This window comes from Streptomyces sp. NBC_01017 (assembly GCF_045162795.1).
In the GTDB taxonomy this organism is placed as follows: Bacteria; Actinomycetota; Actinomycetes; order Streptomycetales; family Streptomycetaceae; genus Streptomyces; species Streptomyces machairae.
Genome location: NZ_CP108683.1, coordinates 741,515 through 763,937, shown reverse-complemented (window position 1 = coordinate 763,937; position 22,423 = coordinate 741,515). Strand labels below are relative to the sequence as shown.

Here is a 22,423-nt window from a genome sequence, read left to right as displayed (position 1 = left end):
CGGGACGGCAGTGTGGTGACGTATCTGCAACTGGCGCAGAACCGGCGCAGCCAGGGAAAGGTCCGCGCCGAGATTTTGCTGAGTCTCGGCCGTGAGGACACGCTCGACCGTGCGGCGCTGCGCCGACTGGCCGATTCCATCAACAACTACCTCGACGGGCGTTCCCCTGGCCGGCAGCCATGACAGCGGCCGCTGTGCGGTAGGGCATCGCATGAACGCGGTAGGCCGGATGGCCGGGAAGGCGGAAGGGTGACGCAGGACGCCGGGTCGGGCCCTCCGAGAGAGTTCGTCGGCCGAGACGAGGAACTGAAGACCTTGCGGGAGTGCCTCGAGGCGGGACGCCGCGGGGTGCCCTGGCTGGTGGTGGTCCAGGGCCGTTCGGGCATCGGCAAGACCGCCCTGATCCGGCGGGCACTGGGCGCCTTTGCGGACACCACCGTGTGGTGGGCGGGATGCGACCCCGCCGAACAGGACTGGCCGCTGAGCGCAATCGATCAGCTTCTGCGCCGCGCCGACCGCGCCGCCCTGAGGGAATTTCCCGCACTGGACGCCCTGCTGCCCTCCTCCTCCGCCGCCGAGGTCGGCGCGCAGCTGCTGCAGCTCCTGGGACAAGCCGAGCAGTCCTCCCCCGTGGCCATCGTGATCGACGATGCCCACTGGGCGGACCCGGCATCGGCGAAAGTCCTCAGCTTCGTCGCCCGGCGCCTGTCCTCCGACTTCGTCACCCTGATCATGGCGGCCCGCACCGGCTCACCCGCCGCCCACCCCCCCCTCCAGGTACCCGGCACAGACAGCGCCACCACGGTGTGGAGCCGCCTGCCCGCCGGCGTGGAACGCGCCCGCACCATCGTCGTCGAAGGGCTGGGAGTCAAAGATGTCGCCCACCTGGCCGCGCTGCGAGGCCGCATCCTGGCACCGGCGACGGCCAAGCGTCTGCACCAGCACACCCAGGGCCACCCCCTCTACATCCAGGCCGTCGTCGCCGACGCCCAAGCCACCGAAAGTCTCGCCGACCCCGAACGCGCTCTGCCCGTCCCCTCCTCGCTGTCGGCCGTCGTGCACCGCCAGCTGGACCGGCTCCCCGACGACAGCCGCGCCCTGACCGAGGCCCTGGCGGTCCTGGACGTGCGGGTCCCGCTCGGGGCGGTCGGTCAGGTAGCCGCAGTCAAAGACGCCGAACAGGCACTCGGCCCGCTGCTGACGTCAGGTCTGGTGCAATGGTGGCCGACCGACCCCACCACACCCGTGCAGATCCGCCACACCCTGCTGCGCGAGACGGTCTACCAAGCTCTCTCCCCTGTCCGCCGCAGAGCCCTGCACGCGGCCGCCGCAGCTGTGGTCGACCACTCGGCCGCCTGGGCCCACCGCGTCGCCGCAAGCCACCGCGGCAACCAGCCCCTGATCCACGACCTGCGCGCCGAAGCCGGAAAACAGGCCGCAGCAGGCCGACCGGAACGCGCAGCAACCCTCCTGCTGTGGGCTGCTGATCTGTCCCAGAAGCGCACCGAACAAGAAGACGACCTGCTGAACGCCGCCGCCCACCTCATCCTCGGCAACGATTTCAGCCGCGCCGTCAAACTCCGCGACGCCGTCGAGCACTGCACACCCAGCCCGCTGCGCTCGGCCCTCCTGGGACAGCTCGCACAACACCACCCCGGCGGGTCCGCTGCCGCCGAACGGCACCTGAGCGATGCCGTCGAGGCCGCGGCCGCCGCCCAGGACACCTGGGTACAGACCCTGGCCAACATGTGGCTGGGCAGCCTGTACACCGCGCAAGGAAACGGCGAAGCAGCCCTCGCTCCCATCCGCGATGCCCTGCAGCTGGGCTTCCCCTACGGCCACGTGACGCAAGGCGCACAGTCCCTGCTGACCACCGCCACCCTCATGGCCAGCGGCCCGCAGGCCGGCCTGCAGCAACTGCAGTCACTGACGCACCTGCCTCCCGAGCCGGCTCGCGTGCCGGCCACCGCCACCCCCCTGCTGCGGCCCCGGGGCACCTGCCAGGTAATGGCCGGCGCCCTGCACGCGGCACGCGGGGATCTCACCACGCTCATCGCCCGCACCCGAGCCGGACATGCCCCCACCGTCTACCCGGCCGACCACTACATGCTCGCCATCTGCCACTACCTGCTGGGCGACTGGGACAACGCGACCGCCGCCGCCGACTACGCCCTGACCCTGACCGAGCTCGAGGACCTGCCCTACGGCATGGCCCCCGCCCACGCCGTGGCCGCCGCCGTCGCCGCCGGGCGTGGCCGCTGGCAGGTCGCCTCGTACCACTGCCGCGCCGACCCCCCTCAGGGCTGGCGCCGCGTCGATCGCCTGTACTCCCTGCTGGCGCAGGCCACAGTGGCCCAGGCACGCGGCGAACCCAACGACATGCACAGCGCCCTGCGTCCCCTGCACGACATCGCTCCCGGGTTTCTGCATGCCTGGCAACTGTGGTGGCTCCCCCTGGAGGCCGAGGCACTCATCGGCGCCGGCCGCATTGAGCAGGCGCAGCAGACCCTGAAGCGGCTGGACGCGTTCACTGCGTCAGCGCAAGCCACCGCCGCCTGCCTCCACTCGGCCACCGCCTACCTCAAGGGACGCCTGGCCGAGGCCCACCGTGACCCGCACGCCGCGCTCGACCACTACGCCGCAGCCCTCACTGCCCCCGCACCCCACGACGACCTGCCCCTGTACCGGGCCCTGCTCCACCAAGCCCACGGCCGCCTGCTGCTGGCGACCGGAGACCGCAAGAGCGCCGCGGACCAACTGCGCCGCGCCCACAGGGCCTTCACAGTCCTGGACGCAGCCCCCTACCTGGAGCGCACCACCGAGGATCTGATCGCCTGCGGACTGCATCCGCCCACAGGCGGCCTCGACAACCCCGCCGATCTGACGAGCCTCACCGAACGCGAACACGCCGTCGCCCACCTGGCCGCCCAGGGCCACACCAACCAGGAAATCGCCAACAGGCTCTACGTCAGTATCAAAACCGTCGAATACCACCTCGGCCACGTCTACACCAAGCTCGGCCTGAGCTCCCGCCGCCAGCTCCGCGCCGCGCTCGGTCAGCCGCCGACCGACCCGTCGGCCCGCACGCCATGAAGCCGGCTCCCCTTGTCACTCTGCGTTGCACGCTCGCTGTGAGCAGGCGTCCACACGCGCGAGGCCGGGCGGGCACGAAAGGGCAGTTGTCACGTTGTCGGGGGCGTGGTCGGCTGAGGGCGTGACGGGGCCGGGGGCCTGTGGTTCAGGTCGTGGCGGGCAGGCCGGTGCCGGCCGGTGATGTGGTTCCAGAGGGTGAAGCGGATCATCATCTCGAAGCGGTACCGGCCGGCTGTCATGAGGTGGCGGTGGGTGGGGGGATCGACGCACGGCCCCGACTGACTGCAGGATGCAGCCGGCGCCGTGCGGGCCGACTTGCTCAACCTGGCCGAGCAGCAGACTGTGGTGATGCTGGCACCAGGCAGCACAGACGGTCGCCCCGTCTCCATCGGCCGGGCTGTCAGAGGCGGAGGAGGGGCCATGGAAAGGCGTTCAGTTGTCGCTGCGGCACTGGCACTCCTCGTCGTCGCTGCGACAGCTTGCAGCGACACGAATAAAGAGTCATCGACTCCCGGCGTGAGCGACACGACGGTCACCATTGGCAGTCACACGTCGCTCACCGGACCGATAGCTGTTGCCGCCAGCCAGATCGCCCCAGCCTCCAAAGCGTACTTCGATTATGTCAATAGCAACGGCGGCATCCATGGCCGTAAGATTATCTTCAATTATCGGGACGACGCCTATAGTCCCGACAACACTGTGAGGGTCGTGCGCAGTCTGGTGGAACGGGATAAGGTATTCGCCGTCATGGGTGGCTTCGGTACTGTCACCCACCAGGCAGTCGTCGACTATTTGAACGACAAGAAGGTGCCTGACCTGTTTCCGATTTCTGGCTGCCCCTGCTGGAACAACCCTGAAAAATTTCCATATCTCTTCGGCTGGTATTCCGACTACCGTCGGGAGGGGAAAATTCTGGGTAGCTATATCAACAAGAATTTCCCCGGGAAAAGAGTGGCCTACCTTTACCAGGACGATGACCTAGGTAAAAGCGGCGTCGCAGGCTTGGACACGGTCATCCCACGGATCTCTGTGGTCGCCCGCGAGAGCTACCAGCCCAGCTTCAATGACATCACCCAGCAGATGCAGGCGATCGACCGCGCTAAGGCCGACGTCATTGTGAGCTTCTCCCTGCCCAGCTATACAGCGCTGCTTCGCCTGGCCCAACAGAAGTCCGGCAACACCGCAAAACTGGTGGTGAGCTATTCCGGCTCTGATCCGACGACTTTGTCCAGCCTCCTTGAATCCGCGGCTCCTGGAGACGGTCCTCGCGGCGAGGGTAACCCTCTCATCCAAGGGATCGTCACCGATGCCTGGCTTGTACCGATCGCCGAAACGTCGAACAAATGGATCCAGCTCGTGAAGATGATCCGCGATCGCTACCTGCCGGGACAGCCTCTGACCCGCTACACGGAGATCGGTGTAGCCACCGCGTACCTCTTTGTGCAAGCACTGCAGCGGACAGGCAGAGACCTCACCCGGCAGTCGCTGGTGGAGACGCTGGAAAAGGGCGGCTTCTCATCCGGCCCGGGGGTCACACCGCTTGACTACAGCCGTACCTCCCACGCCGGCTACACCGGCACTCAGATCGGCGTAATCAAAGGCAACGCCATCGTACCGCAGGGCACGCCCCTGACTACCGACAGTGAAGACGGCCCCGTACAGCCTTATACCGCCCCCTCCGCCCCGCCGCCCGCCAACGGCCTCCCTGAGAACTGAAAGAGCCAGAGGGCTGCCTACATCCGACCAGAGGGTTCTGTCACGTTGTCGGGTGGGGCAGGGGATGACCTTCGGGGTGTCCGTGTCCGGGAGTGAAGTCGTCGTGTCACCTGTGGTGCCGTCGTGCAGCAACCACCGGTACCCGGTCGAGGTGATCTCGCACTGTGTGCGGTGGCTGTACTTCCGCTTACCCCTCAGCTACCGCGAGGTCGATGAGCTCATGTCGGCAGCGCGGCGGCACCGTCTCCCACGAGACGTCGCTCCGATCCCGTTCCCCGTCATGGTTGTGGTAGACGGTGGTGGTGGCAGTGTGCCCGGTTGCGGGCTGGGGCGCCGTGGCCCGGTGCTGCTGCCCGGCGGCGGGTGTGCTGCTGCCGACAATGGCCTGCCACAGGCAGTCGGGTTCGGCGCCGGCGGTGGAAAGGCCGAACATAGCGGCCAGCCTGAGCGGCCAGTGAGGGGCCTCGACCAGACGGACGATTACGCAGTCCAAGACCGAGCCCGTTCAACCTGACAGTGCCCGGCCGGACGCCGCCGAATCAGAGCGGAAGGTCGTCGGGCAGCACCCGGAATGTTTTGTGATGGCCGAGCGGGCGCACAGCCCGGAAGTCGCGACGGTCGAGAGTGAGTACGGCGTCGGTGTCGTACTCAGCGGCAAGGGCCACGTTCACCGCATCCGCAAGATCCAGGTCCAGGTCGCGATAGCGGGCGCGCACCGACTGGGCGACACCCAAGTGGTCTTCCGTGATCTCGGGCATGACGACACGGCCTCGATGCATCCAGTGCCGGATGTCGTCGACTGCGCTGAGCGCCGCGTCACGGCCGATTTCACGCGTGGCGACGTGATCGATCTCGGCAAGCAGCAGCGGGGACATCACCAGAAGGCCCGCGGCCATGATCGCTTCGTTCGACGCATAGTGTTCGGGATGGGCGGAGTCGAGCGCTGCAAGGAGCCCGGACGTGTCCGCGATGACAATGATCACGCAGCCGTCCCGGACCCCGTCTCGCGACGCACAGCGTCGGCGACGGTGTTGCGCACCTCATGCTTACTGGGGGTGCGACCAGCCCCTTCGAAGGTGCGGGAGAAGAGGGGTTCGTCCCAGACACGATTGGCCATGGCTGCCAGATGGATGCCCTGACGAATGATCTCGGCCTCGCTGATGCCGCGCCGCTTCGCAGCTTCCTTGATGATGGCGAGGTCTTCCGGATCGGCGTAGACATTGGTTCGCTTCATGGACATGTACCAAACGTAGCGTATGTACCAGGTTGATGTATACCGGCAGGGGTGGCAGCTGCTGAGTAGTCCATCAGTGTGTCTCGGTCTCTGCTGTCTTGTGCCGTGACGGTGTGCGGTTCTCCGAGTGGGGAACGGTGCCTGATGGCGTGTCCTGCCTGGGACCTTCCAGACGGAAACGTCTGGAAAGCTGAGAGTCACTGAGACTCTGAGCAACGGTCTCGATCGTCTGCTGCTGTTCGCGGACCTGGCGGACCGGGGCGAGGGCGAGGCCGGTGAGCTGACCAGCGCCGAGCGCGAGGAGCTCAAGCGGCTGCGCAAGGATGGTGCTAAGTGGCCCTTCCTCCTTCTCACCGGCCGTAGGCGTGACGGCGTGGCACCGCTCACCGACCGAGCAGGTCCGCCACCTGTGCCTCACGCGTCGTCAATCACCGTTGTAGAGCCTGTCCAGTCCGACCAGCTGGATGCCGCGGTCCCGTTCGGCGAGGGCGCGTAGCTCATCGGTGAAACCGGCTCCGCTGAAGCAGAACAGGCGCGTGTGCTGGGCTTGCACGCCGTCGCGGGCCTGCAACAGGGCCCGGATGTGCTCCAGGCGCCGCAGGTGCCCCAGGCCCATGGTGTCGTTCCACTTGGCCTCTCCGATGGCCAGGAGCACCTCGCGGCCCTCGTGGTCACGCCCGAATACTGCGGCGTCGAGCTCATGACTGGTCTTGGCCGCCGGGTCGGGAACGGTGCCCGACTCCACGCGGGTGCGACGGCCGCCCAGTGTGTCCTCGGTGGCGTACCAGCGGATCCAAGTGCGGCAGATCTGTTCGAAGTGCGGGCCCACGACCCTACTGCGGAACGTTGCCTGCGACCGCTCCCATACCCGCGGGGCCTGCCCGGGACGCTCCAGGTCGCTCCACTCGGGACGCATCAGGGCGTGGTAAAAAGTCAGGATCGGCTCGGCGATGCGGTAGGCGGAGCGCTTACCGTGGAACGCATCCGGCTCGCGGATGATCATCCCCGTGTCCTGCAGCACGGTCAGTGCGTGCCCCAGGTCGGTGGACTTGCGCTCCAGGTAACTGGCGATGCCGCCGCGCGTGTGATTGCCCTGGGCAATGGCGGCCAGCACACCGTGGTACAGAGCGGTGTCCCGCAGATCCGGCTCCTCCGCCAGCAGGAACCGGGCCTCGCGGAACAACGGGCGCCCCGGGTTGAGCACATTGCGCAGCACCCAGGGCCCAAAGTCCGCCAGATCCGCTGGCGCGTCCCCCAATACGAACTCCCGCCCATACGCCGGAGTCCCACCCAGCACCGAATTGACCAACAGCGCCAGGTGCGGATCGGCGATCCCCCAGAACTGAGCGGCCAGCCGGAAATCCAACGTGGGCACGACCAGTTCCAGGCTGGCCCGCCCGCGCAGCGGGGCCGTCCCCGACAGCAGGCTCCCCATGAACGACAGCGCCGAACCGCACAGCAGCAGCCGCACCGGACCACCCTCGTGCCGGGCCTGCGGCCCCAACGCCCGTTGCAGCAGCGAGGGAAGCTCGGGCGACGCCTTGGCCAGGAACGGGAACTCATCCAGCACCACTACCAGCGGCCCCGCTCCGGGAGTGGCCAGGCCCATCATGACCTCCACCGCCTCCTCCCAGTGCGCGAACCGGTACGGCACCCGCCCCCTCTCGTAGCGCGCCAATGCCACCCCGAATTGGCGCAGCGACTCTGCCTCGGTCGCCTCACTCGCCGCAAAGAAGAAGCCCCCTCCTGTACGGCACAATCCGTCCAGCAAGTACGTCTTGCCCTGACGTCGCCGCCCGGAGACCACCCCGAGCGTCGCCTCCGGTCCCCCGTAGGAGGCGAACCGCACCAGCTCCGACCATTCGAAATTGCGATCGAACATGCCTGCCGGCTTCTCCACCAAACACCTCCTCCCGGTCAATAATTACTGCACCTATTATACGCGCACCTATCTTTGATTCCCGCGTACGTCGGTCGTAGCGTGGATGTGTCGGCCCTCGCCGCTCGACACCGGTCACGACCCGCGGGCGTTCGCTGTCGCCTCGATCCAACGCTGGTGGCTGGAGCTGCTTCGTGAGTTGGCCCGGGAGTCCGGACACAATGAGCAGCCCTGTACGACTGCGAGGTCGAGGGAGACTGCTCCGGGCAGGGTGGTGGCGGCAAGGCGGGCGGCGCCCCGTACCCGGACCGGCCTCACACGGGGATTAAAGGAAGCGGGAGACCGTCGTCAGGACACCGAAGCGCAACCCACGCAGTGGTGACACCGTCACGGACCTTCCAGACGGAAACGTCTGGAAGCTGAGAGTCACTGAGACTCTGAGCAACGGTGCCGTCCAGTATGACGGTTGCGGCGAGGGCCGGGTGCAGGCATAGGCGGATCGCCCGTAAGGGGCATCGTGATTTTCCGGCAGGCGCCTCCCGCGGGACGACACGGGCCGCGTCGAAGTATGCCCCAATGACTGCCCCTTTGGACATCGTTCGCGTGCTGACTGCCTGGTACCTATGGAGAACACATGTCTCCAGCGAAAACTTTGTTGCGTCACTGCCGCCGCTTCAACCGTGCTGCGCTTGAGGAGATATGAAGCCAGCCAGTGGTGGCGCGCGCCCTGCCTTCTCACATGTGGCCAGGTTCTGGGTGCAGCTGAGGACGGGAGCGTTAGTGACCACGCGGATACCGGCGTTCGTTCATGCCGAAGACCCTCTGTCGCAGGCGGGTTTGGAAGCAGCGCTCACGAGCCGGCCTGAGGTCACGCTCATCGACCGCACGGAGATAGGCAGCCGCACAGTTGCGGTGGAAGTCGCGGACCCGTTCACCGACACCACACTCAAGGCCTTGCATGCCTTGAACAGCCAAGGGTGTTCAAGGGTCGTGCTGATCACGGATGATCTGCCGGAGGACAGACTGATCGAAGCGGTGGAGGCCGGGGTGTGTGCCTTCGTGCGGCGCGGTGAGGCCACGGCTGATCGGCTTGCTGAGCTCATCGTCAGTGTCGCATCGGGGGAGGCGACATTCCCATCCGACCTGCTGGGGCGGCTGCTTCAGCAGATCAGTCGGATGCAGCGCGACGCCCCCGTTCCGCTCGGCGGAACCCCCACGGGCCTGTCGGAACGAGAGACACGCATCCTGCGTCTCGTCTCCGAAGGGCTCGACACACGCGAGATCGCTCGGCGTCTGAACTACTCGGAGCGGACGGTCAAGAGTGTGCTGCACGACGTCACTAGTCGCTACCACCTGAAGAACCGGGCTCAAGCCGTGGCGTTCGCAACGCGGGAGGGATGGATCTGACCCGCCTCCGGCCGTCCTGCACCGCCGCCGGACCATCGAGCCCCTTGGCGCCCGTCCTGACAGTGTCTGTCTGCCGGTGCGGCCCCGGCACAGCAACAACCGGTGGGTAGCGGACGAACCGCCGGACGGGATGGTGTTGTCGCAGCAGCGGTGGGCGGCTGGGGCTCACTGCGCCCGTGCTCCGGTGGAGGCCAGGATCAGTGTCCACCACGGGCCGCCGGGTGCCGAGTACATGCCGACGCCGGCCTGCGTGAAGGAACAGTTGGCTATGTTCGCCCGGTTGTGCGGGTTGGTCACCCAGGCTTTGACGACCGCTGGTGGATTGGCCTGGCCCCGGGCGATGTTCTCGCCGTAGGCGCTCCAGCGGTAGCCGGCTGCTGTGAGGCGTTCACCGGGGCCGATGCCGTCAGGGCCGACGTGATCGAAGTACCCGCGCAGAGCCATGTCGGCCGAGTGGACCTGGGCCGCCTTGGCCAGCGTGCTGTTGTAGGTGATCGGCCGGCACTTTCCCTTCGTGCGTTCGGCGTTGAGCAGGGTGATGACCTGCAGGGCGGGGTCGGTCGGCCCGGGCGTGGTGGAGTGTGGTGTCGGGGTGCCGGCCGAGGGTACGGCCGGCGTGGTCCCGGCTGCTGTGGGAAGGGTGACAGCGGGCGGACCGGTCCGGAGGCCTTCGGGCAGGGTGGTTGACGGCGTGGGAGTGACCGGCCCGCGAGGAGAGCTTGGAGTGTGCGTGGAACGGCTCAGCAGCTGTGTCACGCCGGCTGCGGATACGCACAGGGCGACGATGACCGCTGCGACGGCTGCCCGCCGCCGGCGTCTGGCCCGCTTGTACAGGCCGCCCGGGGGACGCCGTCCGGCAGCTCGCTTGGCTTTCATCCACGCGCCGAGGGGCGCGGGGGCCACAGGGCTCCCTGAGGTGCTGCGGCACACGATGCGGCGCTGCGTGGGGGGCGGCCATCACCGGGTGCGCGGGATGCGCTGCCCGCAACGGCCTGCTGGGGGGCGGGAGGCAGCAGACGTGGGGAGGCTGCCGGAGGGTTGCTGGAGGCGCGGGGCGCAGAGCATTGGGTGATCACGCACGTGCTGCGGCGGGGATTGCGGGGAGCTTCTCGGCCCGCCGTGGTGGGTGTCCCTTTGAACGGCGGGCCGGTGGGCAGGGAGCTGGAGTTGGTGGGGCTGACGGAGGCTGCCGGAACAGATCCGTAACGGCATGGCGCACCGTCGTCGGCAGGCCGTCGGTGTTCGGGGCCGGGGCCGCGGGGGAGAAGACCAGACCGGGTGCGCGGCGGGTCGAGGACGCTGCCGATTCGGTTCGTGTGCGGGCAGTGTGCGGAAGGGGCCGTGAGCCGTCCTGCAGCTCGGTACCGACCGCGGATCGGGAACGCATTCACGGGGAATGGCCTCCTTGGTGTGCCTGCGGCATTCAACCGGGACCCGGATTCGTTTACGGTCGTCCGGGCAGGGGCCGTGGGATGCCCTCAGCCCTGAGCGGTCGGGGCGAGGATGTCGCACAGATCTTCGGGGCGTACGGCCAGCAGGGCGGCGAGCTTGGCGACGTTTCGATGTTGCGGGCGGCGGGTGCCCTTGCGCCACATCTCGAGGGTGTCGCCGTTGGGGTGACCCAGTGATCGCGCTATCCGCAGGGGCGCGCGTCCGGGCTCGTTGAGGATCTGGTCGAGCTTGCGGGCAGAGAAACTCATGGCAGCTAGGTACTTTCGGGAGTAGGTGTAGTTCTTGCGGTAGACGGCGCAGGCGGGGCACACGGGCAGCCGTTCTCGTTTGTGGATCAGATAGCCCTCTTCCGTTCCGCAGGCGCCGGTCCATTCGGGCACGGCGTCAGGGTCGTCGATGGTGTCGGCGTCCCAGCAGCTGGGGGGCGTGTATCCCCGGCGCTGGGCGGTGTGCTGGGCCCGCACGATGTGGGCCTGGCTGATGCCGACGTGGGCGGGGTCGACGTTGTGGTACTTGTCGTAGAGCTCTGCGATGGCGTGGGCGGTGGTCGCCATGATGTAGCGGCGGCCCTTGGTCTGGGTGAGCAGCGTGGAGAGGTGCTGGTCGCTGACGCTGTCGTGCTGCCGGCTGAGCCATTTGAGGTTGTATCCCTGAGCGATCAGGGTCTGTATGCGGCGGAGGGTGGTCTGCGGATTGACTCGTGCCCCCGCACCGTGCTTGCTGATCATGGGGGGCTCGTACTGCATTGCCGTCAGTCGGTCGATCGTGGTGCGGCGCATCGCCACGATCGGTGTGGGGCGCCCGTTTTCTCCTATGCCCCGGTGGCCGCGGATGACGGAGAGAACGATGTTGAGTGACACACCGGACTGCTTGTGCATCTGCTCGGCCGACATTCCGCCCTCGAAGTACAGCTTGCGGATGTATGCCTGGACGTCCTGGAAGTCAGCACACAGTGCAGGCCTTCCGATGGCGGCGAGGTAAGCGCGCCGCTTCTGGTCGCGGCGCCGCTGGAGGACTGAGGACGGAACGTGTTCCATGATCTTCCTGTCTGGGGGAGGCCCGTCGGCGCGGATGGTTCCCTGCGTGCGGGTGCGAAAGGGCAACTGCAGGCCGGCTGAGAGGTCAGGAGGTCGCTGTGCCGTGTGGCAGGTGCAGCATCGGTATGCCTTTAAGAACACTTTTCATTGCCCCAGCGAGGCATCGGGGGCAGGCCCTAATGCCGACCCTGGGATGCGGACCAGGGGTAGGGCGGGGCCGCGGCATCTGCGGGGTGACCTGGCCTCTTTTGTGGAAGGCCGCCAGGCGGCATCAACGCGTCGGAGTGAAGCAGCAGCGGGCCGACCCCTGAGCGTCGGGATCTTCGACGCGGAACTTCAGGGCGCGGGGCCCACTCGTGCCGGCCGCCGACGCGATCAGGCGCACGAGCAGCTGCCCTTCCCTGTCGGCTCTGGCCTGCTCGACACGGTCACCCACGCGCAGGGTGACCCGCTGACGAGGAGCGAAGTACCGTCCCGTGACCGTGATGACTGTCTCCGCCGAGGCCTCCGCCGACGAGGTCACCACCTCGGGCAGCGTGCCGGTGGCGTTGAGGGGGATGGTGAGGTTCTGGGCGGTGGTGTTGAGGGTGAGGGTGGCGTTGCGGGGGCCGGGGGCTTGGGGGGTGTGGGTGAGGGTGAGGGTGCAGGTGTGGGTGGGGGGCAGGGGTGGTGCAGGTGTTGTCGGTGATGCGGTAGTCGTCCGGATGGCCGGGGCCGTTGATCTTGGCGGAGGAGACGGTCAGGGGATCGGTGCCGCTGTTGGTGACGGTGAGGGTGCGGGGGGTGCTCTGGTTGTTGATGCCGGTGGGCCCGAAGCCGAGGGTGCTCTGGTCGACGCTGAGGGCTCCGCTGGTGCCGGTGGCGTTGAGGGGGATGGTGAGGTCCTGGGCGGTGGTGTTGAGGGTGAGGGTGGCGTTGCGGGGGCCGGGGGCTTGGGGGGTGTGGGTGAGGGTGAGGGTGCAGGTGTGGGTGGGGGGCAGGGGGGTGGTGCAGGTGTTGTCGGTGATGCGGTAGTCGTCCGGATGGCCGGGGCCGTTGATCTTGGCGGAGGAGACGGTCAGGGGATCGGTGCCGCTGTTGGTGACGGTGAGGGTGCGGGGGGTGCTCTGGTTGTTGATGCCGGTGGGCCCGAAGCCGAGGGTGCTCTGGTCGACGCTGAGGGCTCCGCTGGTGCCGGTGGCGTTGAGGGGGATGGTGAGGTCCTGGGCGGTGGTGTTGAGGGTGAGGGCGGCGTTGCGGGGGCCGGGGGCTTGGGGGTGTGGGTGAGGGTGAGGGTGCAGGTGTGGGTGGGGGGCAGGGGGGTGGTGCAGGTGTTGTCGGTGATGCGGTAGTCGTCCGGATGGCCGGGGCCGTTGATCTTGGCGGAGGAGACGGTCAGGGGAACGGTGCCGCTGTTGGTGACGGTCAGCGGCCGCTCCAGTGCCGCACCGCCCACACCGCGCGCCCCGAAGTCCGGCGCCTCGTCGTCCACGGAAACACTGCGCACCTCAGCCAGAGCCAGCCCCCGCACCGGCACGGTCAGCCCCGTACCCGGCCCACGGAAAGACACCCTGACGGCGGCTGAGCGCACTCCTGGCGCCTCGGGGGCGAAGCGGACCGCCACCCGGCAGGTATCCCCCCGGTGCAGCACCGCCTTTCGGCAGGTGCTGGAGGGCAGCACCTGGAAATCGTCCCCATGCACCCCCCCGACCCGCACAGCCCCGATGGACAAGGGCCCAAAGCCGGTGTGCTCCAGCGTCAGCACACCTTCGCTGTGCTGCGTGACGGCGGTGTCTTCCCACCGCATCCCCGAGGACGCCCTCAGGCCGGGAAGGAACGCATGAGCGAGAACCCGCCGGTCGCCCGCACTCCTGCCCGCCGAAGTGAAGGCCACCACGGCACCGTCGGCCGACAGCACCGGCGCGCCGCCGGCTGTGCCGACCGCCTGATCCACCGCGACCGCCTGCCCAAGCTGCCCCGCCCGGGCGCCGCGGCCACGCTCCGCGTCCGCGTGCCGGTCTCGCACCACCACCCGGGCCTCGCCCCTTGCCGGCCCCTCCACCCCATAGGCGCGAGGGTCGGTGCTGACAAAGGCCACGTACCGGCCGTCCGCGGACAGTCCCGGCCGCGTCCCGTCCACGACAGAGCCGTCCGTGTCCCGGGACACCACCTGGGACTGCGTTTCCTCACCGGCGCCCGGCCCAAGAACCGTGTTCCCGTCGAGGTCGCGATCGACGAGGACCACCTGCGAGGGCGCGCCGGGGGAGGGGGTGAAGGAGAACGCCACCACGCGCCCGCTGCCGGACACCACCGGTTCCCCCGCGCCCGGCATCCCGGCCCGCGTATCAAGAGCACCGGGACGGGATTTGAAGGGCGCATGATGCTCATCCACATCCAGCCGCGACTGCCGGCCGGTGGCCAGATCGATGCCCACTACTCCACTCACCCCAGTCGTGGGAGAGGACGCCAGCACCACCGTGGCCACCAGATCACGCCCGTCGGCGGACAACGCCGGAGAAGAAGCCTCCACGACACGCTGCCCCGGCACCCGGACACGGACTCGGTGGACACCGGCCGGATTGACCCGCCCGCGTTGGTCCTTGGCCAGCCGGGTGACGAACACCTCGCTGTGCTCGCGACCCCCCGAGGCCGCGGGCACAACGTTCTGCCACGCCACGGCCGTGCCCTGCGCGGCCAGGCTGGGCACCGCCTCCCGGTTTCCCGTGATGCGCTCGCCTTTGACCATGGTCGGCTTGCCTGCGTAGACGAACCGGTAATCCATGAACCCGGTCGGGGCTCGCTGGTCGAAGACCCCGTCACCCCTGGGATTGCGGTCACAGATGATCACATCGGGGCTGCGATCCGTATCCCCAGTGTGCAAATTCGTGGCTGTCGTAATAAAAGCCACGTACCGGCCGTCCGCGGAGATGGAGGGAGCGTAGCTGTCGCCGTCGGCGCTCTGCTCCCCGAACACCCGGTCGCCGGCGACGATCTGACCGCGCGAGATGAGAAACGTCTCACCCGCCAGGCGGTCCCGCACGTACACATTGCGCCGAAGCGTGGAGATATCCGAATCGAGTTCCTCGGAACTGGTGAACGCGACATACCGTCCGTCCGCCGATACAGAGGCATCACCGCCCGAGCGGGCAGCACCGGTCACGTCCCGGGACATCGTCTCCACGACACCCGGCGCGGCGGACGGCTCGACAGCGGCGACCCGCGGGGCAGACCGGGCGCTGAGCGTCAGCACCCCGGTCAGCACCACCACAGCCATCAGCAGACGTGAAAGACGCGACACTGCCACGTCCGATGCAGCCCACATCCGCTCTCCTTCGATACCGGCGGGACGAACGACGCTACTCGCCGTGCGCCGCTGCACCAGACGCCTTCCAACCCGCTCTTCGGACCGTTGAGATTTCCCCGTCGGCTGCACCGAGGCCCGCACCCACTCGAGGGCAGCCCGCCCCACTCCCGGTGCCGGGCACCTGCAGCTAAGCCGACACCGTGCACGGACGCGGCGGGGACAGAGCCGAGAAGGCAACCAGCCCGCAAGCGGTTCCCAACCCACGCAATTCCACCGCTGGTTGCTTCCACCGGCCCGCCAGGGCAGCCCGTCCCCGCCGCATCCAACGCCGAGTGCGGCCGCACCCGGCGTTCCCGAGCCGTTCTCGGCGAACACCGGCCAAGATGCCCTCCCGGCCAGCCACAAAGGCATGATCAGGCCTGCCGAGTGTCTGCCTGAAACGCCCTGGAACCCGCCCGGCCCGCGGGCGACACTTCCTGCGTATGCCGGGGACCGCGGCCCGGCATACGCCCAACATCCCTTACGACGCTGCGGCCGTGCCGCGACCGCAGGTATCCACCCGCATGTCCACGGCCGGCCCCACCGGGAGCGGCCATGGGCACAGCCCCCCACAAAAGTGCCCCCAGGCACCGAGCGCATCGGCACACGACCGCCGTACGGCCGTCACGGCGCACCCAGTACGCCCGGAACACGAGCTTGCTGGTGTTCATCGCCATTCTCGGCCTGGCCCTGGGCGCTGTCGCCTTCTCCACCCCCCGGACGGGCCCGGCCTTCCCGGACACCGGCGCCGACGGCGGAGGCATCCCGTTCGCCTCCCCACCACCCAATTCCGGTCCCGCCATCGTCGGTGCACCGACGATGGCGGCCGCCGCGACGTCCACCAGCGCCCAAGTCGCGGACATCCCACCCGCCGTGGCCAACGCCTACATCCAGACCGCCAACGCGACGGGGATCAGCAACCCCTCCTGCCATCTGGCCTGGACCGTGCTCGCCGGCATAGGCAAAGTCGAATCCGATCACGCCCACGGCGGCGCACTGACAGCGGACGGCACCACCCTGCAGCCCATACTCGGCCCCGTGCTGGACGGCTCGAACAACACGGCCGCCATCGCCGACACCGACGACGGCCGGCTGGACAGCGACACACGATGGGACCGTGCCGTCGGGCCCCTGCAGTTCATTCCCTCCACATGGGCACGCTGGGCCACCAGCACCCGTTCCGGAGTGACACCGAATCCGCAAAACATTTATGACGCCGCGTCAACGGCGGCCCGATACGTCTGCGCGGCAGGAGGCGACCTCGCCACACCAGAAGGTCTGAGAAGGGCCATCCTCGCCTACAACCCGTCCCAGACCTACCTGTCGGTCGTGCTCAGCTGGATCACCCACTACAACGGCACATCCGCTCCCCTGGGCACCACTGCCGGGGCAGCCGCCCTCCCACCCGTATCCACCGGCGCCACATCGCCCCCCGCACTCCAGACGCAGCCCAGCACGGTCTCCTCGTCTGCGAAGGCACCGAAGAAGACGTCGCCCCCGCCCCCCACCACCACTCGGCCGGCGACCAAGACGCCCCTCCCCTCCAGACCCACGACGTCCAGACCACCCACGACGTCCAGACCACCCACGACGTCCAGGCCACCCACCCCCTCATCGCCCGCACCCACCTCGCCGAGCCCCACCAAGACCTCACCCGCCCCCGACGCCTCCAGCCCCAGCGCCCTGTCATCGAGCACCACCAGCACACCCTGACCCCGCCTGGTGAGGTAGGAAGAGGCCCCAGCCTGCACTGTGGGCGACACCGTCGAGCCCTGCCCGGCCGCCGGACCCGGATCACCCGAAGACGTGCCTCGCGCCGCACTGCCAGGCACTGCCACCCATCCGGTGTTCCAGGTGCTTCGGACTGGCCACTTCACGGATCTCTCCAACACTGTCGGCCATCACCGCGAGCGTCTTCACACCCAGGTCGATCCCGACCGCCTCGTCCGGACGGGTCGACGCGTGCAAGGTCGCGCTTCACTTCGGCCCGGAAGGACACGAACCAGCGCCCGCGCTCGTGCCGGACGGTCGCCGACAGGACGCGGGCCGTCCCGCTCTGAACGCGTGCGAGGAGCTTCACGGTGGGCCCGTGGACACGGATCCTGCCCAGGCGGGGCAGCGTCACGTGCCGGCCGTCGATGTCGACGCGGATCGTGCCCGTGGTGAAACGGCCAGACAGGCGGTCCGGCTGAGGCTATTCCGGGTCCTCGGCCCCGCAAGTCCGGGCGGTTCCGCGTCGGTGCGCTTTCGACCCAGATTGAGGCTTTCCCAGTAACGGATCATGACGTTGTGTGATCGTTCAGATGGTGCGGTCGTACTCGAGCTGAAGCTGGACGAGGGCCGCTGCAGCGATCTTCGTGATGCGGCTGGGGTCGAGGCTGACCCTGCGCAGGGCCTTGAAGGTGGTCTTGAGCAGGGAGTTGGCGCGCTCGCAGACACCGTGGATACTACGCATGACCTTGTTGTAGGTCTGCTGGGCCTCTGTCAGTTCGCTTCCGGCGGGCTTCTTGACCGGGTGGCGGAAGCCGTCACCTGCGTTCTCGTAACCGAGGTCGACCAGGGTCGGCATGTCCAGCTCGGCGGCGATCCGGCTGAGGGCGTCGATCAGGCCGTGGTGGCGGGCGCAGGTGGTGTCGTGCTCGCGGCCCGGGCGGACCGGGGAGACCCAGATCGGCCAGCCGTCCGGGGTGGCGATGACCTGCACGTTCCCGCCGTGGTGTTTGTGTTTTCCGGACCACCAGAGGTCTGCGCCGTTGGGGCCGGGAGCGGCGACGCGGTCGGTGCGGATGACGGTGCCGTCGAGGTTCAGGTGTGTCAGCCCGGCCGCTTTCGCACGCTCCAGCGCGGTCGCGAGGTCCGGTGCCCCGGCCGCCAGAACGGCCAGTCCTTCATGAAGGTAGCGGTAGGCGGTGGAGGCCGACAGGCGGTTGTCGCGGGCAAGCTGGGACAGGCGGGTGCCGTCGATGAACCAGCGCAGGATCAACACCGCCTGGCGGAAGCAGCCCAGTGCACGCCTGCCCTTGCGGGTCCCGGCCGCGACACGGTGATCGCGCAGCAACCGGGCGAGGTGCTCGGCGGTGGACCGCTTCACATCGAGCACGGCGGTGTATGTGACACTGGTCGACACGTGGGGCCCCTCGGTCAGAACAATCCTTCGCAAGATCGTTCCTACCAGGGGCCTTACGCCTGCCCGGACTTGGGGAGCCCACGGGCCACAGCACCAGCATCGCGATCACAGCGAGCGACGACCCCTTACTGGGAAAGGCTCATTGCCCGACGGCAAGCTCGGAGAGGCTTCGGCCGTGGCCCGCTACCGAGACCCAGCCAGGTTCCACGGCCGAAATCAGCTCACCTGGAGAGCTGCGCTAGAACTGAGCTCAGCAATCCCGGGAACGACACCATCTCAACTTCAGTCAAAATGTCCCACCGGGACGAACACTCCCCGATGCCGGATGTGCAGCATCTTCTGTCGCGGGTGTATCCAGTTGATGCCCATCCGGGGCGCTCGACGGCATCACGCTCGACTCGGAATCCGTGAGGTCCCGGAATCCGATGCCGATTGGCCGAACGTGGTCAATTTTCCCCGACCATCCCACCAACCGTCCCCTTTCGGGTATTGTCAAGCCATCGCAACATGCACGATTCGGCGAAACGACGGAGGGGTGGTAGTTATGGCGCAGCGCACTGTCGTCATCTACACGGACGACATCACAGGTAAGCAGGGAGAAGACGTCGCTCTGCACTTGTTCAGCCTGGACGGCATCTCTTATGAGATTGACTTGGGAACGGAGAGCCACCAGAAACTGCTGGATGCCCTCGGCCCCTTCCTCAAGAGCGGACGCAAGGTGAAGGGGAATGTGCGGCGCCGGACAGGCCAGCGAGCATCGGGCGCCGAAGGCGGCCCGGATGCCGGGAAGGTGCGTGAGTGGGCCAGGGGACAGGGGCTGACGGTGAACGACCGTGGTCGGGTTCCCCGGGAGGTCCTTGAGAAGTACCAAGCAGCGCACAACTGAATTCGGCCCGCACCCTCACGAGTTCACGTTTTATACCGGCGAGGGGGTGATGAGGGTGATGCCTGACCTGCGGAAATTTGGTGAGTCAGCTGATACTGCTGAGCGGTTCAATGTATGGATGAACGATGCTCTGCGGGGTCGGCTTCCGGTCGGAGACCAGCGGGAAGTGGACGAACTGGTTATCGCTGGACGTCACATCCAGGCCATCGCGTTGATGCGTGAGCGCGTCGGCTTGCCGCGGCCGGGTGACGATGTGCCGCTTGCGTCCGAAGATCTTCCTGGTAGCCCGCTCACCGTGTCAAGGCTCGCATCCGGGCGGGCACGGCCCGCATCCTGTCCGCGGCCGTGCGGCACGAGCGTGGACGCTGGTTCGTGTCCCTCCGGGTGGAGACGGCCCGGGAGATCACCTGCGTCGACCGGCCGGATGCGGCGGTCGGGATCGACCTGGGCGTCAAGCACCTGGCGGTCCTGGCCGACAGCACCGGACAGATCCGTTACGAGCCCAACCCCAGGCACCTCGACAGTGCCCTCAGGCTGCTGAGGTTGCATTCCCGCCGGGTCGCACGGCGGCAGGGCCCTGACCGCAGGAGCGGGCGGAGGCCCTCGAAACGGTGGGAGAAAGCCAACGCCGACCGCAACCGCGTGCACCACCGGGTGGCGAACCTGCGCACCGACGCCCTGCACAAACTCACCACCTGCATCCGCAACGAGTACGGCACGGTCGTGGTCGAAGACCTCAACGCCGCCGGAATGCTCCGCAACCGGCGACTCGCCCGCCACGTCGCCGACGCCGGGTTCGGAAAAGATCCGCCGCCAACTGCTCTGCAAAGGCCGGCGCAACGCGTGTCCCACCATCGTGGCCGACCGCTGGTTCCCCAGCTCAAAAACCTGCTCGGACTGCGGCGCGACGAAAGCCAAACTGCCGCTGCACGTCCGAGTCTTCACTGCGATCTCTGCAGCCTGGTCATCGACCGGGACGAGAACGCAGCCCGCAACCTGGCCGCCCTCGCAGCGGCCCGCACGACTGGTCCCCGAGTGGCCGGAGACCAGGACACGCCCCGCGTGTCGAAACCCCGTGGAGCCGACCGTGAGACCCGTCGCCAACACCCCGGCCCGAACACCGGCCGGGGCGGACGGGCAGATGGCGCGAACCTGCCGCACCAGCGGCAAAGGAAACGGGAGACCGTCGTCAGGACACCGAAGCACAACCCACGCAGGGGTGACACCGACACGGACCTTCCAGACGGAAACATCTGGAAAGCCGAGAGTCACTGAGACTCTGAGCAACGGAACTGGACAACCCGCGGGGACGGGGACGGCTTCTCGACCGCCGTTTGAGAACCCTCAGCGGCGTGGCTCCTGCGGCTTTACGGCAGGGCGGCGAGTGCCATGGTGCGGTCCAGGAGGCCTTCAGCTGCCGCGGGGCCTCCTGATGCGAAGGCTCCCGTAAACGGCCCTCCCTGGTTCCCGGTAGGGAGAACCGGCTATCCGACAGCCGAACCCTAGCCGGACGTACGCAGCACCCCGGGAGAGGACTAGGGACAAGCCCTGACGCCAGGGAGGGCTGACTCGTGTGGACTGGAACGAACAGATGACGTCCCGACCACTCTCCTAGAGGTGCCCCGATGCATCAGATCCGTGTCAGGCCCCCTCAGCGGCCTCCTAGCAGTGACCGCCCACTCGATCTGCGAACCCCTTCTGGACGGCCCCTGCCGTACTGAGCGGCGGCACAAGACCCCTGGCAGGACCACCTTCGACCGAGGGGATCAGCGTAAGCGGGCGTTTGGCGACTTTCCGCCTCTAATGACTCGCTCGCGCAAATCATTCCATTTCACTCTCACTTGGAGGGGTAGGGGTCATGCCCAATTCCCACGCAACGACCAACCATGTAAAGGTCGGTCTTCAGCTGACGGGCGAGGACGGGAACGTTATCGCGCACATGGAGTTGAGCAAGCGAATAGTCGCCGACCTCCTGGAGTGCGGTCGCGTCACCGTAGTTGGAAGCGACTTCTCTTGTCGCACTGAATCGGGTTCGCCGCCGAAGCAAGTTCGTTACGTAACTCTCTATCTGACATGAAGGTCCATGCGGACCCTGCCAGAACTAGGGTCTGTCTTCAAACGGATCTTGCCCGGAGCAGGAATGATGCGAGAGTGACTGCTGCTTTGTAGGAGGTGGCGGTCTTCTTGTATCGGGTGGCGATCCCGCGGAAGTCGTCCCGACCAGGTCATCGCAGACAAGGCTTACAGCTCCCGAGGCTTCTGGGCCCGCCTGCGAAAACGCGGCCCTGCGCACCCATCCCGGAAAAGACCGACCAGCAACGGCACCGACTGAGGCACGGTTGCCGCGGCGGCCGACCACCAGGGTCCGGCCTGCAGTGCGGCCGGCCCGGGCCGGTGCGGAGTGCACGGATCCGCTCCGGGAGAGGGCGTGCGCAGACATTGTCGTGGCGTTGGCCGGGCGTCGGCAGGATCGCGAGCGGGCAGGGTCCTGCCGTCGCAGGCGAGGTGGATTTTGGTGATCGGTCCGCATCGGGATCGGCCGAGGGCGTGATCGTCCGGTTCGTCCCGACGATGCCGCCCCTTTTTTTCGGCCGGTGGCGGCGGCGTGCTGGTGGGCGCGGATGATGGTGGAGTCGATCTGGACCAGGCAGTCGATGTTGCCGTCCGCGTCCGCACGGGCCTGGGTCTGCTGCAGGGCCCGAGTGAAGATTCCGTCGAGCGTGTAGCGGCGGAAGGGGGTGTACGCGGTTTTCCACGGCCCGTGGCGTTCTGGCAGGTCACGTCAGGAGATCCCGGTGCGGATCTTGTAGACCATCCGGTTGATGACCTGCCGGTCTTCCACGCGAGGCCGCCCCGTTGCGGCCCGAGGTATCAGCGGAGCGGGTAGATCCCACTCTGGTCAGTGAGTTCATGACGACGTACCGCGGCATCATGATCCACCATCCAGATGATCTTTGAAGACGGAACCTGGCTAGTTGCCCCGCCTTCTTGCAAGCAGCCGAACGGCGGGCCGATCACGCTGCTGACGTACAAGGAGTCAACGTCCTGAGGGAGACGACGATCGACCTGTTCACGACGAGGTCATCCAATCCCGGCGGCCCGTGGAAGGCGCTCTCGCACGTCAAGCTCGCCACCGCTGGGTGAGTCGCCTGTTGAGCCAATTGACTCTGATCGCGGATCCCGGGCGTCGACCCTCTGGTCTGTTGTCAGGGCTTCCAGATCAGGCACCAGTAGTCGCGGTAAACGCCCACATCGATGCGGGGAACTGGG

General features: G+C 67.6%; 18 protein-coding genes and 2 pseudogenes. 8 read left to right on the top strand and 12 right to left on the bottom strand.

What is annotated here, in order from left to right; all coding sequences use genetic code 11:
- Positions 1–12: 12 nt before the first annotated feature.
- The 3 genes from OG331_RS03735 to OG331_RS03725 all read left to right on the top strand — a co-directional run bounded on the left by OG331_RS03735 (position 13) and on the right by OG331_RS03725 (position 4,809).
- Positions 13–183, top strand: coding sequence for a hypothetical protein (locus OG331_RS03735; protein WP_406191526.1), 171 nt, complete (start codon positions 13–15; stop codon positions 181–183).
- 66 nt (positions 184–249) lie between these two features.
- Positions 250–3,093 carry a helix-turn-helix transcriptional regulator gene (locus OG331_RS03730; RefSeq protein WP_406191524.1) on the top strand — a complete coding sequence of 948 codons (2,844 nt, stop codon included), beginning with the start codon at positions 250–252 and terminating at the stop codon, positions 3,091–3,093.
- Positions 3,094–3,609: 516 nt separating this feature from the next.
- Complete coding sequence (locus OG331_RS03725) at positions 3,610–4,809, top strand: ABC transporter substrate-binding protein (protein WP_406191522.1); 1,200 nt, start codon at positions 3,610–3,612, stop codon at positions 4,807–4,809.
- 187 nt (positions 4,810–4,996) lie between these two features.
- Here OG331_RS03725 and OG331_RS03720 read toward each other — a convergent pair whose 3' ends face one another.
- The 4 genes from OG331_RS03720 to OG331_RS03705 all read right to left on the bottom strand — a co-directional run bounded on the left by OG331_RS03720 (position 4,997) and on the right by OG331_RS03705 (position 7,925).
- Positions 4,997–5,242, bottom strand: coding sequence for a hypothetical protein (locus OG331_RS03720; protein ID WP_406191520.1), 246 nt, complete (start codon positions 5,240–5,242; stop codon positions 4,997–4,999).
- Positions 5,243–5,348: 106 nt separating this feature from the next.
- Positions 5,349–5,792 (bottom strand): PIN domain-containing protein, encoded by a 444-nt coding sequence (locus tag OG331_RS03715; RefSeq protein WP_406191518.1) that lies wholly within the window; start codon positions 5,790–5,792, stop codon positions 5,349–5,351.
- A complete protein-coding gene (locus OG331_RS03710) occupies positions 5,789–6,049 on the bottom strand; it encodes a CopG family transcriptional regulator (protein WP_406191516.1) in 261 nt (86 codons plus the stop codon). The genes OG331_RS03715 and OG331_RS03710 overlap by 4 nt, the downstream gene beginning before the upstream one ends.
- A 418-nt stretch (positions 6,050–6,467) precedes the next feature.
- Entirely contained in the window at positions 6,468–7,925 is a 1,458-nt protein-coding gene (locus OG331_RS03705) for an ATP-binding protein (RefSeq protein ID WP_406191514.1), read from the bottom strand.
- Positions 7,926–8,702: 777 nt separating this feature from the next.
- On the opposite strand from OG331_RS03705, the gene OG331_RS03700 reads away from it, so the two are divergent.
- The gene (locus OG331_RS03700) at positions 8,703–9,329 is read left to right on the top strand and encodes a response regulator transcription factor (RefSeq protein WP_406191512.1); all 627 of its coding nucleotides are present in this window, start codon (positions 8,703–8,705) and stop codon (positions 9,327–9,329) included.
- Positions 9,330–9,494: 165 nt separating this feature from the next.
- On the opposite strand, the gene OG331_RS03695 is transcribed toward OG331_RS03700, so the two are convergent.
- The 6 genes and pseudogenes from OG331_RS03695 to OG331_RS03670 form a co-directional block, all read right to left on the bottom strand.
- Positions 9,495–10,232 carry a CAP domain-containing protein gene (locus OG331_RS03695; protein ID WP_406191510.1) on the bottom strand — a complete coding sequence of 246 codons (738 nt, stop codon included), beginning with the start codon at positions 10,230–10,232 and terminating at the stop codon, positions 9,495–9,497.
- Positions 10,233–10,807: 575 nt separating this feature from the next.
- Positions 10,808–11,818 (bottom strand): hypothetical protein, encoded by a 1,011-nt coding sequence (locus OG331_RS03690; protein ID WP_406191508.1) that lies wholly within the window; start codon positions 11,816–11,818, stop codon positions 10,808–10,810.
- Between the two features lie 271 nt (positions 11,819–12,089).
- Positions 12,090–12,344, bottom strand: coding sequence for a hypothetical protein (locus OG331_RS03685; protein WP_406191506.1), 255 nt, complete (start codon positions 12,342–12,344; stop codon positions 12,090–12,092).
- Positions 12,247–12,693, bottom strand: a complete 447-nt coding sequence (locus OG331_RS03680; RefSeq protein ID WP_406209689.1) for a hypothetical protein — start codon at positions 12,691–12,693, stop codon at positions 12,247–12,249. The genes OG331_RS03685 and OG331_RS03680 overlap by 98 nt, the downstream gene beginning before the upstream one ends.
- Positions 12,694–12,759: 66 nt before the next feature.
- Positions 12,760–12,954, bottom strand: a pseudogene (locus OG331_RS03675) (hypothetical protein); the annotation flags it as partial.
- A complete protein-coding gene (locus OG331_RS03670; protein WP_406209686.1) occupies positions 12,876–13,604 on the bottom strand; it encodes a choice-of-anchor D domain-containing protein in 729 nt (242 codons plus the stop codon). The gene OG331_RS03670 and the pseudogene OG331_RS03675, both read right to left, overlap by 79 nt.
- Before the next feature lie 2,199 nt (positions 13,605–15,803).
- Between OG331_RS03670 and OG331_RS03665 the strand changes: the two genes are divergently transcribed.
- The gene (locus OG331_RS03665; protein ID WP_406191504.1) at positions 15,804–16,853 is read left to right on the top strand and encodes a hypothetical protein; all 1,050 of its coding nucleotides are present in this window, start codon (positions 15,804–15,806) and stop codon (positions 16,851–16,853) included.
- Positions 16,854–16,934: 81 nt separating this feature from the next.
- On the opposite strand, the gene OG331_RS03660 is transcribed toward OG331_RS03665, so the two are convergent.
- Both OG331_RS03660 and OG331_RS03655 read right to left on the bottom strand, forming a co-directional pair.
- Positions 16,935–17,108 carry a hypothetical protein gene (locus OG331_RS03660; protein WP_406191502.1) on the bottom strand — a complete coding sequence of 58 codons (174 nt, stop codon included), beginning with the start codon at positions 17,106–17,108 and terminating at the stop codon, positions 16,935–16,937.
- A 331-nt stretch (positions 17,109–17,439) separates the two neighbouring features.
- Complete coding sequence (locus OG331_RS03655) at positions 17,440–18,267, bottom strand: transposase family protein (RefSeq protein WP_406190463.1); 828 nt, start codon at positions 18,265–18,267, stop codon at positions 17,440–17,442.
- A gap of 544 nt (positions 18,268–18,811) precedes the next feature.
- On the opposite strand from OG331_RS03655, the gene OG331_RS03650 reads away from it, so the two are divergent.
- From OG331_RS03650 to OG331_RS03640, 3 genes and pseudogenes are all read left to right on the top strand, one after another.
- The gene (locus OG331_RS03650) at positions 18,812–19,153 is read left to right on the top strand and encodes an Lsr2 family protein (protein WP_406191500.1); all 342 of its coding nucleotides are present in this window, start codon (positions 18,812–18,814) and stop codon (positions 19,151–19,153) included.
- A gap of 345 nt (positions 19,154–19,498) precedes the next feature.
- Entirely contained in the window at positions 19,499–20,428 is a 930-nt protein-coding gene (locus OG331_RS03645; protein WP_406191498.1) for an RNA-guided endonuclease InsQ/TnpB family protein, read from the top strand.
- A gap of 937 nt (positions 20,429–21,365) precedes the next feature.
- Positions 21,366–21,514, top strand: a pseudogene (locus OG331_RS03640) (IS5/IS1182 family transposase); the annotation flags it as partial.
- Between the last annotated feature and the right edge of the window lie 909 nt (positions 21,515–22,423).